A 15,733-nucleotide genomic window follows, 5' to 3' on the forward strand; every position below is an offset into this window, starting at 1 on the left:
CTTAAATCAAATTATATTCTTTTAAAGAATGTTTTAGTATTTCAAGATTTTTATCATCCATATCGCATAATGGTAACCTAAATATACCGACACCTTTTCCCATTAAATTTAATGCCGTTTTTACAGGTATTGGATTAGTTTCTATAAATAATTTGTTAGCTATATCTAAAGTATCTAATTGTATTTGTAGAGCTTTTTTAGTGTCACCAGATAAAAATGCTTGAGCCATATCATGAACCTCTTTAGGCATTATATTAGCTAATACAGAAATAACTCCAAAACCTCCAAGGGCCATAATAGGAACTGCTTGATCATCATTTCCAGAGTAAATATCTATAGTATCTTTGCATAAGGCCTTCATTTGTGCAACTTGACTTATATTTCCACTAGCTTCTTTTATTGCAACTATATTTTTAAGCTTAGATAATTCAAAAAGCTGAATAGGTGTTATATTTACTCCAGTTCTACTAGGAACATTATATAATATTATAGGTGTATCTACTGAGTTATTTATTGCCTCAAAATGCTTAAAAAGTCCCTTATTGTTTGTTTTATTATAATAAGGTGTTATAACTAAAAGTGCATCTACTCCTACACTTTGAGCATATTCACTCATTTCAACAGAGGCTTTAGTATTATTAGTACCTGTTCCAGCAATTATAGGGATTCTTTTGTTTACTACATCAACAGTAAATTTTATAGCCTTTTTTCGCTCTTCATTAGTCATTGTACTAGCTTCACCGGTTGTACCACAAATTACAATAGCATCTGTTCCTTCGTTTATATGCCATTCTATTAATTCTTTAAGTTTTACATAATCTACACCAGAATCATTAAAAGGTGTAACTATTGCAACAGCAGAGCCTTTAAAAATTGACATTACATATCACTCCTTATTAATAGTTCAGCTATTTGAACTGCATTTAAAGCAGCTCCTTTTCTGATATTGTCAGCAACTACCCATAGATTTAATCCATTATCTATACTAAAATCTCTTCTTATACGACCAACAAAAACATCATCTTTTCCAGATGCCATTAAGGCAGTAGGATATTGGAGCTTGTATATATTATCATAAACAGTAAGGCCTTTAGCATTGATAAATAATTTAATTACATCGTTTAATTCATAAGGTTTTTCAAGTTCAACATTTATACTTTCACTATGGCTATTAAGAACGGGTACTCTAACTGCAGTTGCTGTAATTTTTAAATTATTATTATGAAGTATTTTTTTTGTTTCCTCAATCATTTTTATTTCTTCCTTCGTATATCCATTATCTAGGAAAACATCTATATGAGGTAAGCAATTTCCTGCTATTGGATAAGGAAATTTTTTAGGTGCAAGCCCTTTAATTCCTTCTTCTAAATCAGCTATACCTTGCATACCAGCACCTGAAACTGCTTGGTATGTAGAATATACAATTCTTTTAATACCATAATTATCTAATAGAATTTTTAGAGGTAGCATGGCTTGTATGGTAGAGCAATTAGGATTTGCTATAATACCATTGTGCCACTTTATATCTTCAGGATTAACTTCAGGAACTACTAAAGGAACATTTTTGTCCATTCTAAATGCACTTGAATTATCAATTACAACAGCACCATAAGATACAAAAATTGGTGAGAATTTTAAGCTTATATCTCCACCGGCTGAAAATAGAGCAAAATCTATTTTCTTATTTCTAATATTTTCCTCCGAGGTTTCTTCTACAATTATCTCATTTTCTTTAAATTTTAATTTAGAGCCTGCTGATCTTTTTGAAGCAAAAAGATATAGATTTTTTATTGGAAAATTCCTTTCTTCTAAAATTTCTAAAAACTTTCTACCTACGTTACCAGTAGCCCCAACTATTGCAACATTGTACATAAGTTTGTCCCCCTTTTTATTAATGTGAATATATATGCTTCAATAATAATCTACATAATTCAAGCTAATATTATATTAAATAATGAATATAATTTTTTTTAGAAAAATAGAAAAATTGAAATCATATATATTATTCGATTTTTATATAAGCTGCTTAAGATGAAAACTATCAATAGTTTCTTAATACTAATCTTAATAGTAACTTATATATAAATTATACTTACTAATACTATAGTTAAATATTTCAATAAATTCAATACTTTATTATAATATATAAAATTTTGAAGTATATAGTGAATAATTAATTTTAATAGTATATTAGAAAAACTTTTGGAAAAAATATAAATATTATATTTATAGGGGGTATCAAAATGAGTAAAACACCATTAAAAAAAATAATAAAATCAAAAATAAAATCAAATAAAGAATTATCAGAAGCTGAAGTTTTAAGAGAAAAAATAAAGTATGAAATAGCTGATGAACTAGGTTTAAAGGATAAAGTAGATCAATATGGATGGGGAGGTCTAACAGCAGAAGAAACAGGGCGTATAGGTGGTATAATGACAAAGAGAAAGAGAATGTTAAAGATACCAACAAATGAAGAAATTCTAGGGAGAAAATAAAGTTATTTTTAGCTAATTAATATTTAAGCAATAATATATATAATTATTATTTGTATAATCTTAAATACTAATTTTACTTTATAATATAAATTTAAAATATATTTAAGATGAATATAAAAAGTATAAATTATAAATATATATAATTTTTATTTTTGGTATAGATTGACTAAAGGAAATTTTACATTTAATATAGTTTTAGAAAACTCTATAAAAAGGGGGAGGGAAGTTTTTTGACATATGGAGAGTTTGCTAAAATATATGATGAACTAATAAATGAAGATATAAATTATGAAGAAATGTGCTCAAGAATTATTGAAATTTGCAAAGAAGAAAATATAAACTTCAATAATTATCTAGATATAGCATGTGGAACTGGAAATGTTACAGTTAAGTTAGCTAAAAATTTCAAAGAATCTTTTGCTGTAGATTTATCAGATGATATGCTTAGAGAAGCTTTTGAGAAATTGAAGAAAGAAAAAATTAAATGTAAGTTAATCTGTCAAGATATGAGTGAGCTTAGCCTAAATAGAAAATTTGATTTAATAACATCTGTTTTAGATTCATCTAATTATATAATAGAAGAATCTAAATTTGTTGATTACTTAACAAGAGTTAAGGAGCATTTAAATGATGATGGTATTTTTATATTTGATGTAAATTCATATTATAAGCTATCAGAAATATTAGGTAATAATATATATACATATAGTGAAGAAGAGGTATTTTATACTTGGGAAAATTCCTTTGAAGATGATCTTTTAAGTATGTTTTTAACTTTTTTTGTTAAAAAAGGTGACTTGTATGAAAGATTTGAAGAAGAGCATTTGGAAAGGGCATACAAAGAAGATTTTATAGAAAATAAGCTTAAAGAATTGGATTTAAAAGTAATTGGCAAATTTGATGGATATTCAAATAGAAAAGTACAAAATATGACAGAAAGAATAATGTACATCGTTAAAAAGTAATGGAGGAATATAGATGGATAAAATTATAAGAGCAACAGCAAAAGATGGAATGGTAAGAATTATTGCTGGAGAAACTACTGATTTAGTTAATACAGGAAGTAAAATACATGAGTGTACTCCAGTAGCAGCAGCAGCACTAGGAAGAATGCTTACTGCAGGAGCATTAATGGGTACTACATTAAAATCAGAAAAGGAAGTAATGACTTTAAGGATAAATGGTGGTGGAGAAGCTAAAGGAATTACTGTAACAGCATATGAAGGTGGAAATGTTAAAGGATTTATTGGAAATCCATATGGAAATCTTCCTTTAAATGCAAAAGGAAAATTAGATGTAGGCGGATATGTAGGTGTAAATGGTGAATTTACAGTTATTAAAGACTTAGGAATGAGAGATCCTTATGTAGGTCAAGTTCCTATATATACAGGGGAAATTGGTGAAGATTTGGCATATTACTTTACAGTATCAGAACAAACACCATCTGCAGTAGCTTTAGGAGTTTTAGTAGATAGAGATTATTCAATAAAGGTTGCAGGTGGATTTATAATTCAAATGATGCCAAATGCCGATGATTTATTATCAGATTTAATAACATATAGATTGGAAGAAATTCCTTCAATAACTCAAATGTTACAAGAGCATGGAAGTATAGATAAGGTGTTAGAATATATATTTGAAGGGATGGACCTAAAAATTTTAGAAGATGCTACACCTGAATATACTTGTAATTGCTCAAGGGAAAGAGTTGAAGCAGCTTTAATATCTATAGGAGAAAAAGAACTTCAAGAAATATATGATGATGGTAAAGAAGAAGAAATTAAATGTAATTTCTGTAATACCGCATATAATTTTTCAAATAAAGAAATTGGAGAAATATTAGATAAAGCAAGAAAATAAAAAAATTAAAGGCTTAGATTAATCTAAGCCTTTTCACTTTGGAGGCGCCACCCAGATTTGAACTGGGGAATAAAGGTTTTGCAGACCTCTGCCTTACCACTTGGCTATAGCGCCGAGCTTTATAATTATATCTTATGTAATAATATTTATTTTGATACTAAATTAAAATAAAAAAATGATTAATACAAATAATAAACTAGGAGGTGAAAGTATGCAGGTAGAAATATTTAATAGAATAAATAAAATATTGCTTGAAAATGATAGACCATCTATAGAAATAGATAAACTAATGAAAAATGAAGAATTTAGGAATAGTGACTTTAGTATAATATCAAAGCTTAAAGATATACCTCAAGAGAAGAAGTTTCATCCTGAAGGAAATGTATGGAATCATACTAAAATGGTAATAGATGTGGCAGCTAAAATAAAATGTTTTTCTAGTGATAGTAAAAAATTCATGTGGTCTGCATTATTGCATGATATTGGTAAGATACCTACAACTAAATTTATTAAAGGAAGATATAGATCTTATGAGCATGATGTAGTAGGATCAAAAATGGTATATGAACTTCTTGAAAAGTATGAAAACATTAAATTTGTAGAGGATGTAACTGAAATAGTAAGATTTCATATGCATCATATTTATATACTAAAAAATTTGCCTTTTTCAAACATTACTAAATTATTGAGTAGTAAAAATTTTGATGATATAATTCTACTTTTTATTTGTGATAAATTAGGTAGAGGAAATCAACAAGTACATGAAAATAGAAATAATATAAATGAGGTTATTACTATATTAGATATTTTGGAAAAAGAAAATAATGAAAAATATTATAAGTTAAGAGACGACATTAGAGAAATAGAAAAAATGATATTAAATTAAAAATAATTTTAAGCAAGATATAATTTAAATAATATTATCTTTTATAAATAGTTTTTATTTATAAATATTAATATTATTAAATTAATAAGTTTTGTAAGGTTGGAACAATAAGTCCAACCTTCTTGTAAGTTATATATAATTATAGTATTTTTATTAAAGATAAAATTATTTAAATATATACATAAGTAAATTACTTTAAGGAGGATATTTATAATGAAGTACATATCAATATCGGGCGGGGCAGGACATGGAAAAGATACTCTTGCAAATAAATTAAAAAGTATACTTGAGAAAGAAGGAAAAAGAGTATTTATAATTCATTATGCTGACTATCTAAAAATGGTTGCAACTCAAGTGTACAACTGGAACGGACTAAAAGATGAAGAAGGGAGGGATTTACTTCAAAAATTAGGAGATAGGATGCGAGAGATTGATGAAATGTTTCTAATAAATGAACTACTAAAAATACTTAAATTAGTAAAAAAAGACTTTGATGTTGCAATTATACCTGATGCAAGGTTTCCTAAAGAAATAGAGTGTTTAAAAGAAATAGGAGAGACCATATCTATACATATTACTAGAATAGATTATAATAGTATTTTAACAGAGGAGCAAAGCAATCATAATACCGAAATAGCGCTAAAGAATTATTCTTATGATTATGAGGTTTACTCCTATACGAATAAAGAAATTGATTCTATAGATTTAATTATAAATGATATATTAAAAAGCTAGAAGTTAAAAATATAACTTCTAGCTTAACTATTTTTGTTAAGATTTATAAGTTGATTTAAATGTAAAAATAAATACTATTTTAGAAATAAATAGATTTAAGTTATCAAATTTATTAGTTCAAAATGTTTATATATTACTTTATTTTTAATATAAACAAAGAATTATAAATTAAATTGTTAAATCAATAGTAGAAACATTTATATATATATAACGTATTATATAAAAGACTATAAGACAAGTAGGCTGCCTCTATCATGAAGTTTTTCATTCATTAGATAAATAGGGGTTACTCCATACTTTTTTAAAAAAGATTTAATTTTATCACCATAAATATATAAATCTAAATTACCATAGAAAGCCATTAAATCTTTATTGATAAGGCCACCTACACCACCAATAAATCCATAGTCTAAACCTTCTAGTATTATATCTCCTGGAGGTAATAACAGAATATCAAAACCATGACCTTTTAATGTGTTATATATTCCAGTATCATTTGTTATAAAAGCTTTATCATTTACGGGTAAGCAAGAGCATTTGGTATATCCTTGTTTAACATTAATTAAATTTTTGTGAGATTGAGTTAAAAGTAAATTTTCGTCAGTATATTTTAAATTATGTATAAAATGATTTTCTAGAATCAATGCATTTAAAAATATATTTTTAGGATAAGAAGAGTTTAAGGATCTTGAACTTTCTATATAGTTTATATTAAAAATATCAAGTTTTTCTTTGAAAATTTTTGATATATCTTTATGAATTATTACTTTTTTCGACTTTTTATCTATTATATTTAATTGTATGTCCACATGACCATCAATAGCTTTGTACAAATTATTACACTTTGGTATTTCTAATATTGATAAATTAAGAGATTTAAGTGTTTTTTTTTCTAATTCAGTAATTCTATAATCAACAAAACAAATCATAAATAGTCTCCTAAAAATTAATAATAAATATAAGTTAATTATAGGTTAGTTATGTATCTTTGTCGATTGTTAAGAAATGTTTTTTGAATATAGTTTTAAAATTTATACATACTATTACTAGAAAGGGAGTGAAATCCATGCTTGTACTAAAGCTTGTTTATAATGACGATCTAGATTTTGTAAGTGAAATTCAGGAGTTAAGGACTATTCTAAGGAAAAAAGACATAAAGATTGGGATAGTAGAAAGTGTGGAACTTGATAATCATATAGTAAAAATATTATGTGATGATGATGGTTATAATCAAAGAATAAAAGATATCATAAATTTATATATAAGTAATGTGTTATATAAAATTGTTATAGAACAATATAAAGAAAAAGAAATGTTTGATTTTTTAACTGAAAATTATTTCTTTCTTAAACAAGAAGAAGTAATAGAAGTTGAAGAAGAAATTATGAAAGTATTATTAGGAGAAGAATCTCTAAAATTTGATAATCTAGTGTATTGCATGAATAAAATGAATAATGTAATAGAAAAAATTAAGGGGTGTTTAGAAGAAAATTCAGAAATAAATATAAATGGGTTTATTAGATTTAGAATGAAGGAGCTAAGAGAAGATATAGAAAATATAATAGATAAGGTTATCGAAAGTTACATGGTAGAAAAAGAATACAGGGAGTTTGTTAAACTATTAAAGTACTTTGTAGATATTCAAGAAAGCAAAATAGATGAAGTAAATATATTTATTGATGAAATTGGAAATTATTCTATAAAAGATAAAAATAAAGAGGATATATTTAATGAGTTTATGAAGGAATTAGTGGAGTGTAGAATAGATACAGATGCTAAGATGGAGGATATAATAATAAGCGGATTGATAACAAATGCTCCAAAAAGAGTAATAATACATGGAAAGAAAAATTGCTTAAATAAAGAATTTATAGATACAATAGAAAATGTATTTGAAGATAAGGTAAGTTACTGTTCTGGATGTTCTTTATGTATAGAAAAACAAGTTAAATTTTAAAATTATGTTGACAAGTTTTTTATCAAATAATATAATTACAATTGTTAAGAAGAAACAAAGCCGTTTCTCACCTTACGGCAGAGCTTAGTAAGGTAATATATTCTTATTTTAATTTATTGTTTAAATTAAAGCATGAGGATGATGAGGACGGCATATTGCTGTCTTTTTTATTTTGTTTAAATATAATAAGCTACAAGATAAAAAAGAAGTTTAAAGTTTAGCATTATTAGATATACATAAAATGCAATTTAAAAGTGATTCTAAATAATTCGATATATCAGGGTTAATTTAAAATTACTACTTATAGTTAAGGGGTTAATCAAGATTGGAAAATTATTGTTTAATAAATATTTTTCAATTTGGTTTAAGATAGTTTATAATTATTAGAATTTATGCCCCTTAATAAAGCATAATCTGAGAGGAGGATTTTATTATGCCAAAAATGAAAACGCACAGAGGTGCAGCAAAAAGATTTAAAAAAACAGGTACAGGAAAGCTAAAAAGAGCAAAAGCTTTCAAGAGCCATATCTTAACAAAGAAAAGCTCTAAGAGAAAGAGAAACTTAAGAAAGACTGCTTATGTTTCAACTACTCAAGAAAAAGCAATGAAGAAGTTATTACCATATTTATAAGATTGTAGGAGGTTTGAAGCATGGCAAGAGTTAAAAGAGCGGTAAACTCACGTAAAAATCATAAAAAAGTATTAAAGCTTGCAAAAGGTTATTATGGTGGAAAGAGCAGATTATTTAAAACTGCTAATGAATCAGTAATAAGAGCTTTAAGAAATGCTTATGTTGGAAGAAGATTAAAGAAGAGAGATTTCAGAAGATTATGGATAGCAAGAATTAATGCTGCTACAAGAATGAATGGTCTTTCATATTCAAAATTTATAAATGGAATCAAATTAGCTGGAATTGATATGAATAGAAAAATGTTATCAGAAATAGCTATAAATGATCCTAAGGCATTTGCAGATTTAGTAGAAGTAGCAAAAAGCCAACTAAATAAATAATTACTGCGACCTTATGGTCGCATTTTTTGTAGATAAATATAAATAATATATATATAAATAGTTTATAATAATTAGTATTACTATATAAGTTGTAAAATTATTATATTAATAAGTAATACTGTACTAATATCAATTACGTAGATTATTAATTCAAACTTATATATAAATTTAGTATATCTAAGAGGTGAAGATATGCAATTTAATTCAAAAAAAAAATTTAGATTAAACGGAGTCCAAATATTGGCGTTAGGATTCTTAATAGCAATTTTAATAGGTGCAATTATATTATCTCTACCTATCTCGTCTAGAACAGGTGAGCCAACAAATTTTCTAGATGCTATTTTTACATCTACATCGGCAGTATGTGTAACTGGATTAATAACATTAGATACTAGTACACATTGGAGTGCTTTTGGTCAAACAGTTATTATGACATTAATAGAAATTGGTGGGCTTGGGTTTATGTCTTTTGCAGTTCTTATATCCTTAATATTAGGTAAGAAAATAACTTTAAGAGAAAGACTTGTTATGCAAGAAGCAATGAACACGTATTCTATTCAAGGCCTTGTAAAAATGGTTAAGTATGTTCTGATGTTTACTGTATCGGTACAATTCTTTGGAGCTTTATTGTTATCAACACAATTTGTGCCTGAATATGGTATTGCTCGAGGGTTATTTTACAGTATCTTTCATTCTATTTCAGCTTTTTGTAATGCAGGATTTGATTTGTTTGGAACAAGCCTAGTTGGTTATTCAAGTAATAGCGTAGTGATCTTAGTAATAAGTGCCTTAATAATAATTGGTGGATTAGGATTTACAGTTCTTTTAGAGATATATGAATTTAAGGGGATGAAAAAGTTATCCCTTCACTCTAAATTAGTACTTATAACTACGGCTATATTAGTATTTGGAGGAGCTATTTTAATGTTCATATTTGAATATAGTAACGTTGAAACAATGGCGAATATGAATATTAAAGATAAATTATTAAATTCATTTTTTGCATCTGTAACTACAAGAACAGCAGGATTTAATAGCGTATCAACTAGTGGTATGACTTTGGCAAGTAAATTTTTAACTATAATATTAATGTTTATTGGAGGATCTCCAGGATCTACTGCTGGTGGATTAAAGACAGTGACTTTTGGTATATTAGTATTAACTGTTATTTGTGTAATAAAAGGAAGAGAAGATACTGAAGTATTTGGACGAAGATTTACAAAAGAAATTGTATATAAATCATTTACTTTATTATTTATAGGGGTATCTTTAGTAATATTTGCGACAATGATTTTATCATATACTGAAGTTGGTGCTAGTTTTATAGATTTACTATATGAAACGACATCGGCATTTGGGACTGTAGGTATAACATTAGGGCTTACTTCTAATCTAAGTCCTATAGGTAAGGTTTTAATTATGCTTATGATGTATTTTGGTAGAGTTGGTCCTCTTACTGTAATGCTTGCATTAACAAGAAAACGCAAAAAATCTGGTTATAAATATCCAGAAGGGAAAATTTTGATAGGTTAGGAGATGAATATAATTGTCTAATAAACAATTTGTAATTATAGGACTTGGAAGGTTTGGATCTTCAATAGCAAAAACTTTATATTCTTTGGGTAATGATGTATTAGCAATAGATAAAGATGAAGATATAGTACAAGAAATAGCTGATAGTGTTACACATGCTGTGCAGCTAGATGCAACAGATGAAAATGCTTTAAGGGCATTAGGAATAAGAAATTTTGATGTAGCAGTAGTTACAATAGGTGATAATATTCAATCGAGTATTATGGCTACGCTATTAGTAAAAGAACTTGGAGTTAAATATATTATAGCTAAAGGACATAGTGATTTGCATGCAAAAGTTCTTTACAAAATTGGAGCAGATAGAGTTGTACTACCAGAAAAAGATATGGGAGTAAGAGTTGCTCATAATTTAGTTTCTGCCAATATATTAGATTATATTGAGCTTTCGGAAGATTATAGTGTTATGGAAATTCAAGTTTTAAATGAATGGTCAGGAAAAACTTTAAATGAATTAAGACTTAGAAGCAAATATGGAATAAATGTTATGGCAATTAAAAGGGGAGATGAAGTTAATTTATCGCCATCAGCAGAAGATATAATTGAAGATAATGATGTAATTGTTGCTATAGGATCAGCTGATGATCTAAATAGATTAGAAGGTATGATAGCTAAATCAAATTAACGAGGTGTAAATTTTGATTTATATAGAAAGTAAAGAAAATAATTTTTTTAAGTCTACAAAGAAACTTAAAGAAAGACGATTTAGACAAAAAGAAGGTAAATTTATTTTAGAAGGGTTTAGATTAATAGAAGAAGCTACAAAAGCTAATATGGAAATAGAATATATAATTTTATCTCAAGGTGATGAAGAAAAATTACATAATAGTAGTTTAAAAGAAATCATTAATGATGATAAAATATATGTTTTTTCAAGTAGTTTATTTTTACAAATATCTTCTACAGAACATCCTCAAGGTGTTATTGCAGTAGTTAAAAGTAAAAAAATAGCTATTGATTTAGAGGGTGAATTTTTCTTGGTATGTGATAAGGTTCAAGATCCAGGAAATTTAGGTACTATAATAAGAACAGCTCATGCATCAGGAGTAGATGGAATAATTCTCACAAAGGGGACAGTAGATATTTATAATGATAAAACAATAAGATCTACTATGGGCTCTATATTTTATATTCCTATTTTTTATGATGATGAAGATTTTAGTATTATTAAAAAACTTAAAGATAATGGAGTTGCCTTGGTAACAACATCTCTTGAAGAGTCTAAAAACTTTTTTGAAGAAAACTTAAAAGGGAGAATAATGTTAGCTGTAGGAAATGAAGGTAATGGGATAAGCAATGAACTTTTTGAGCTTGCAAGCAAAAAGGTTAAAATTCCAATGCCAGGTGGAGCTGAATCTTTAAATGTAGCAGTAGCAACATCCATAATTTTATTTGAAAAAGTAAGACAAAATCTAATGTAGAAATAAATAGAAACTTTCTATTGAAATTAATTAAGTTTATTTGTATAATAAATTGTAAATTGAATATAAAAAGACAATGAATGAGAAAGTAGATATAAAGGACTTTGCAGGGAGAAATAGTCTAAGACTGGAAGCTATTTTAAAGAAGTTTATATTGAAGTTCCCTCAGGAGTCCTAGAAGTGAAATTAACAGTAGTTTCTAGCGGGTTTAACCGTTATTTAAATTTGAGTTGGGTTATAAAATTATAAAATTTTATAACCAATTAGGGTGGTAACGCGGCACTTCGTCCCTTTTATTAGGGACGAAGTTTTTTTATTTTAATCAAAAAGGAGGAACAAATATGCAAGAAAAGTTAATGTCTATTAAAGAAAATGCATTTAATGAATTAACAAATGTAAATACTAGCTCAGAATTAGAAGAAATAAGAGTAAAATATTTAGGTAAAAAGGGAGAGCTAACTACTATATTAAGAGGAATGGGATCATTATCTCAAGAAGAAAGACCGATAATAGGAAAGCTTGTAAATGTAGTGAAAAAAGAAGTTGAAGATAAGATTGAAGAAATATCAAGAGGAATTAAGGAAAAAGAAAAAAATGCTAAATTAGCATCAGAAGTTATAGATATATCTCTTCCAGGAAAGAAAAATTTAATTGGTAAGAGACATCCATTAGATTTAACATTAGAAAGTATGAAGAATATTTTTATATCAATGGGGTTCACAGTAGAAGAAGGCCCAGAAGTAGAATTAGATCATTATAACTTTGAGGCTTTAAATATTCCAAAGGATCACCCAGCAAGAAGTGAACAAGATACTTTTTATATAAATGATAATTTAGTATTAAGAACACAAACGTCACCAGTTCAAATTAGAGTTATGGAAAATCAAGCTCCACCTATAAAAATGATAGCGCCAGGTAAAGTATATAGATCAGATGCAGTTGATGCAACTCACTCACCTATATTCTATCAAATGGAAGGATTAGTTATTGATAAAGGAGTTACATTTGCAGATTTAAAAGGAACTCTAGAGCTTTTTGCAAAGAAGATGTTTGGAGATAAGGTTAAAACTAAATTTAGACCTCACCATTTCCCATTTACAGAACCTTCAGCAGAAATGGATGCAACTTGCTTCGTATGTGAAGGAAAAGGATGTAGGGTTTGTAAAGGAAGTGGATGGATAGAACTTTTAGGTTGTGGTATGGTTCACCCACAAGTATTAAGAAATTGTGGTATAGACCCAGAAGTTTATAGCGGATTTGCCTTCGGATTTGGTGTTGATAGAATGGTTATGCTTAAGTATGGAATAGATGACATTAGACTGTTATACGAAAGTGATATGAGATTTTTAAATCAATTTTAATTATAGGAGGTAAAAGAGATGAAAGTACCATTTAATTGGTTAAAAGATTATGTTGAAGTGAATATAGATGCAAAAGAACTTGGAGATAGATTAACTTTATCAGGTTCAGCAGTAGAAGAAGTTATTACTCAAGGTGATACAATTAAAAATGTAGTTACTGGAAAAATAGTTGAGATAACTACACATCCAGATGCTGATAAATTAAAAATATGTCAAGTTGATATAGGAGCAGATGAAAAGATTCAAATCGTTACAGCGGCAACAAATATGAAGGAAGAAGATATAGTACCAGTTGCCCTTCATAAATCAATTTTAGCAGATGGAACAGAAATTAAGAAAGGTAAACTTAGAGGGGTAGTATCTAATGGAATGTTCTGCTCAGAAGAAGAACTTGGAATAGCTGGTGATGAACCAGTTCATGGCTTAATGATTTTACCTAAAGATGCACCGTTAGGAATGGATATTAAAAAATATCTAGGTCTTAACAAATCAATATTAGATTTTGAAATAACGTCAAATAGACCAGATTGTTTAAGTATTGTTGGTATGGCAAGAGAAACAGCAGCAACTCTTTCTACATCTTATAAAATGCCAAGTTTTAATTATGAAGTAAAGAACTCTGAAAATATTAATGATAAGTTAAAAGTTGAAGTTAAAGATGCTTTATGTAGAAGATACATGGCAAGAGGAGTTAAAAACGTTAAGGTTATGCCTTCACCAGGTTGGATGCAAGAAAGATTATTAGAAGCTGGTGTTAGACCTATAAATAATATAGTTGATATAACTAATTTTGTAATGTTAGAACTTGGAGAACCAATGCATGCTTTTGATGCAAGAGAAATTCAAAGTGGAAAAATAGTTGTAGAAAGAGCTAAAGATGGAGAAATTTTTGTTACTTTAGATGAAACTGAAAGAAGCTTAGATTCTAGTTTCCTATGCATAAAGGATGAAAACAAAACTATAGCTTTAGCAGGAATAATGGGTGGATTAAATTCAGAAATTAAAGAAGATACAACTGAAGTTATTTTTGAATGTGCAAATTTTGATGGAACTAATATAAGAGTCAATTCTAAAAAGCTTAATTTAAGAACTGAAAGTTCATCAAGATTTGAAAAAGATATAGATCCAAATCTTGCAAGTCTTGCAATAGATAGAGCTTGTGCTTTAATCTGTGAGCTTGGATGTGGTGAAGTAATGGAAGGAACTATTGATGTATATACTCAAAAGAAAGAAGAAGGAAGTATTACAGTAGATTCTAGATGGATAAATAAATTCTTAGGAACAGAAATAGCAAAAGAAGATATGAAAAAATATCTTGATTCTTTAGAGTTAAGAACAGAAATTGTAAATGATGATTTAGTTATAAATATACCAACATTTAGAATCGATATAGCAATTAAAGAAGATATAGCTGAAGAAGTAGCAAGAATATATGGATATGATAAGATTCCAACTACAATATTTAAGGTATCTACTGAAAGAGAGCCTAAATATAAAAATGAAATATTAACTGAAGAAGTTATAGATACTATGATAGGAAGTGGATTGAATCAATCAATCAGCTATTCATTTGTATCACCTAAAGTTTTTGATAAAATTAATTTAGCAAAAGATAGCGAATTAAGAAATGTAGTTAAAATCAAAAATCCACTTGGTGAAGATTATTCTGTTATGAGAACAACTACTATTCATTCAATGATGGAATCTCTAGGAAGAAACTACTCAAGAAATAATGAATATGCTAGATTATTTGAGGTTGGTAAGATATATATACCAAATGAAGATGAAACTGCACTTCCAACTGAAAAAAATATACTAACAATTGGTATGTATGGAGACTGTGATTATTTAGATTTAAAGGGAGTTGTAGAAAATATTGTTGAAGCTTTAGGTTTAAATAAAGTAACATTTGTTAGAGAAACTGAAAATCCTAGCTATCATCCAGGTAAAACTGCTGCTTTAATGATTGGAAAATCAAAAGTAGGGGTATTAGGTGAAGTTCATCCTGACGTTTCAGAAAACTATGGTGTTGATGTAAATTGCTATTTAGCTGAATTAGATTTAGATTTATTATTTAATAGTGCTGAAACAACTAAGAAGTATAAGCCACTTCCAAAGTTCCCAGCAGTTACAAGAGATATAGCTTTATTAGTAAATGATGAAGTATTAGTACAAGAAATAGAAGATACTATTAAAAAAGCTGGTGGAAACCTAGTTGAAAAAGTAAAATTATTTGATATTTATAAAGGGGCTCAAATACCAGAAGGTAAAAAGAGTATAGCATATGCAATTGCATATAGAGATGAAAAGAAGACACTTACAGATAATGATGTTAATAAGGTTCATGATAAAATATTAAGAAGCCTTGAATATAAATTAGGTGCTACTTTAAGATAATAAAAATTTTATATAAAATA

At 27.4% G+C, this 15,733-nt stretch carries 16 protein-coding genes, 1 tRNA gene and 2 other annotated features; of the genes, 13 read left to right on the top strand and 4 right to left on the bottom strand.

Going from position 1 to position 15,733, the window contains the following annotated elements; genetic code table 11:
- Position 1: 1 nt before the first annotated feature.
- Together dapA and J7M87_RS19035 are read right to left on the bottom strand one after the other, a co-directional pair.
- Positions 2 to 880: a 4-hydroxy-tetrahydrodipicolinate synthase gene (gene dapA / locus J7M87_RS19030; protein WP_291653608.1), complete on the bottom strand. Its 879-nt coding sequence runs from the start codon at positions 878 to 880 to the stop codon at positions 2 to 4.
- The gene (locus tag J7M87_RS19035) at positions 880 to 1,872 is read right to left on the bottom strand and encodes an aspartate-semialdehyde dehydrogenase (RefSeq protein WP_291653610.1); all 993 of its coding nucleotides are present in this window, start codon (positions 1,870 to 1,872) and stop codon (positions 880 to 882) included. The genes dapA and J7M87_RS19035 overlap by 1 nt, the downstream gene beginning before the upstream one ends.
- Positions 1,873 to 2,243: 371 nt before the next feature.
- Between J7M87_RS19035 and J7M87_RS19040 the strand changes: the two genes are divergently transcribed.
- The 3 genes from J7M87_RS19040 (at position 2,244) to hslO (ending at position 4,355) form a co-directional block, all read left to right on the top strand.
- Positions 2,244 to 2,495: a small, acid-soluble spore protein, alpha/beta type gene (locus J7M87_RS19040; protein WP_291653612.1), complete on the top strand. Its 252-nt coding sequence runs from the start codon at positions 2,244 to 2,246 to the stop codon at positions 2,493 to 2,495.
- A gap of 230 nt (positions 2,496 to 2,725) precedes the next feature.
- On the top strand, positions 2,726 to 3,460 hold the full coding sequence (locus J7M87_RS19045; RefSeq protein ID WP_291653615.1) for a class I SAM-dependent methyltransferase: 735 nt from the start codon (positions 2,726 to 2,728) through the stop codon (positions 3,458 to 3,460).
- Between the two features lie 13 nt (positions 3,461 to 3,473).
- Positions 3,474 to 4,355, top strand: a complete 882-nt coding sequence (hslO, locus tag J7M87_RS19050; protein WP_291653617.1) for an Hsp33 family molecular chaperone HslO — start codon at positions 3,474 to 3,476, stop codon at positions 4,353 to 4,355.
- Positions 4,356 to 4,394: 39 nt separating this feature from the next.
- On the opposite strand, the gene J7M87_RS19055 is transcribed toward hslO, so the two are convergent.
- Positions 4,395 to 4,469 (bottom strand) — tRNA-Cys (locus tag J7M87_RS19055).
- Between the two features lie 97 nt (positions 4,470 to 4,566).
- On the opposite strand from J7M87_RS19055, the gene J7M87_RS19060 reads away from it, so the two are divergent.
- Together J7M87_RS19060 and J7M87_RS19065 are read left to right on the top strand one after the other, a co-directional pair.
- Positions 4,567 to 5,241, top strand: a complete 675-nt coding sequence (locus J7M87_RS19060) for an HD domain-containing protein (protein ID WP_291653618.1) — start codon at positions 4,567 to 4,569, stop codon at positions 5,239 to 5,241.
- A gap of 213 nt (positions 5,242 to 5,454) precedes the next feature.
- Entirely contained in the window at positions 5,455 to 5,976 is a 522-nt protein-coding gene (locus J7M87_RS19065) for a hypothetical protein (protein ID WP_291653620.1), read from the top strand.
- 227 nt (positions 5,977 to 6,203) lie between these two features.
- Here the strand turns inward: J7M87_RS19065 and J7M87_RS19070 are convergent, their stop codons facing one another.
- Positions 6,204 to 6,905, bottom strand: coding sequence for a DUF6873 family GME fold protein (locus J7M87_RS19070; protein WP_291653622.1), 702 nt, complete (start codon positions 6,903 to 6,905; stop codon positions 6,204 to 6,206).
- 137 nt (positions 6,906 to 7,042) lie between these two features.
- Between J7M87_RS19070 and ytxC the strand changes: the two genes are divergently transcribed.
- The 8 genes from ytxC to pheT all read left to right on the top strand — a co-directional run bounded on the left by ytxC (position 7,043) and on the right by pheT (position 15,713).
- Positions 7,043 to 7,933, top strand: a complete 891-nt coding sequence (gene ytxC, locus J7M87_RS19075; RefSeq protein WP_291653624.1) for a putative sporulation protein YtxC — start codon at positions 7,043 to 7,045, stop codon at positions 7,931 to 7,933.
- A gap of 40 nt (positions 7,934 to 7,973) precedes the next feature.
- Positions 7,974 to 8,109: a sequence feature (ribosomal protein L20 leader region), on the top strand.
- A 257-nt stretch (positions 8,110 to 8,366) separates the two neighbouring features.
- Positions 8,367 to 8,564 carry a 50S ribosomal protein L35 gene (gene rpmI / locus J7M87_RS19080; protein WP_008679235.1) on the top strand — a complete coding sequence of 66 codons (198 nt, stop codon included), beginning with the start codon at positions 8,367 to 8,369 and terminating at the stop codon, positions 8,562 to 8,564.
- 20 nt (positions 8,565 to 8,584) lie between these two features.
- The gene (rplT, locus tag J7M87_RS19085) at positions 8,585 to 8,944 is read left to right on the top strand and encodes a 50S ribosomal protein L20 (RefSeq protein WP_008679234.1); all 360 of its coding nucleotides are present in this window, start codon (positions 8,585 to 8,587) and stop codon (positions 8,942 to 8,944) included.
- Positions 8,945 to 9,136: 192 nt separating this feature from the next.
- Positions 9,137 to 10,477 carry a TrkH family potassium uptake protein gene (locus J7M87_RS19090; protein WP_291653627.1) on the top strand — a complete coding sequence of 447 codons (1,341 nt, stop codon included), beginning with the start codon at positions 9,137 to 9,139 and terminating at the stop codon, positions 10,475 to 10,477.
- A 13-nt stretch (positions 10,478 to 10,490) separates the two neighbouring features.
- Positions 10,491 to 11,159, top strand: a complete 669-nt coding sequence (locus J7M87_RS19095; RefSeq protein WP_291653629.1) for a TrkA family potassium uptake protein — start codon at positions 10,491 to 10,493, stop codon at positions 11,157 to 11,159.
- Between the two features lie 13 nt (positions 11,160 to 11,172).
- Positions 11,173 to 11,955, top strand: coding sequence for an RNA methyltransferase (locus J7M87_RS19100; RefSeq protein ID WP_291653632.1), 783 nt, complete (start codon positions 11,173 to 11,175; stop codon positions 11,953 to 11,955).
- A 67-nt stretch (positions 11,956 to 12,022) separates the two neighbouring features.
- Positions 12,023 to 12,250 (top strand) — a binding site (T-box leader).
- A gap of 46 nt (positions 12,251 to 12,296) precedes the next feature.
- A complete protein-coding gene (pheS, locus tag J7M87_RS19105) occupies positions 12,297 to 13,316 on the top strand; it encodes a phenylalanine--tRNA ligase subunit alpha (RefSeq protein ID WP_291653634.1) in 1,020 nt (339 codons plus the stop codon).
- A gap of 18 nt (positions 13,317 to 13,334) precedes the next feature.
- Entirely contained in the window at positions 13,335 to 15,713 is a 2,379-nt protein-coding gene (gene pheT / locus J7M87_RS19110) for a phenylalanine--tRNA ligase subunit beta (protein ID WP_291653635.1), read from the top strand.
- Positions 15,714 to 15,733: the final 20 nt, after the last annotated feature.

This window comes from Clostridium sp., from assembly GCF_017888565.1.
Lineage (GTDB): Bacteria > Bacillota > Clostridia > Clostridiales > Clostridiaceae > Clostridium.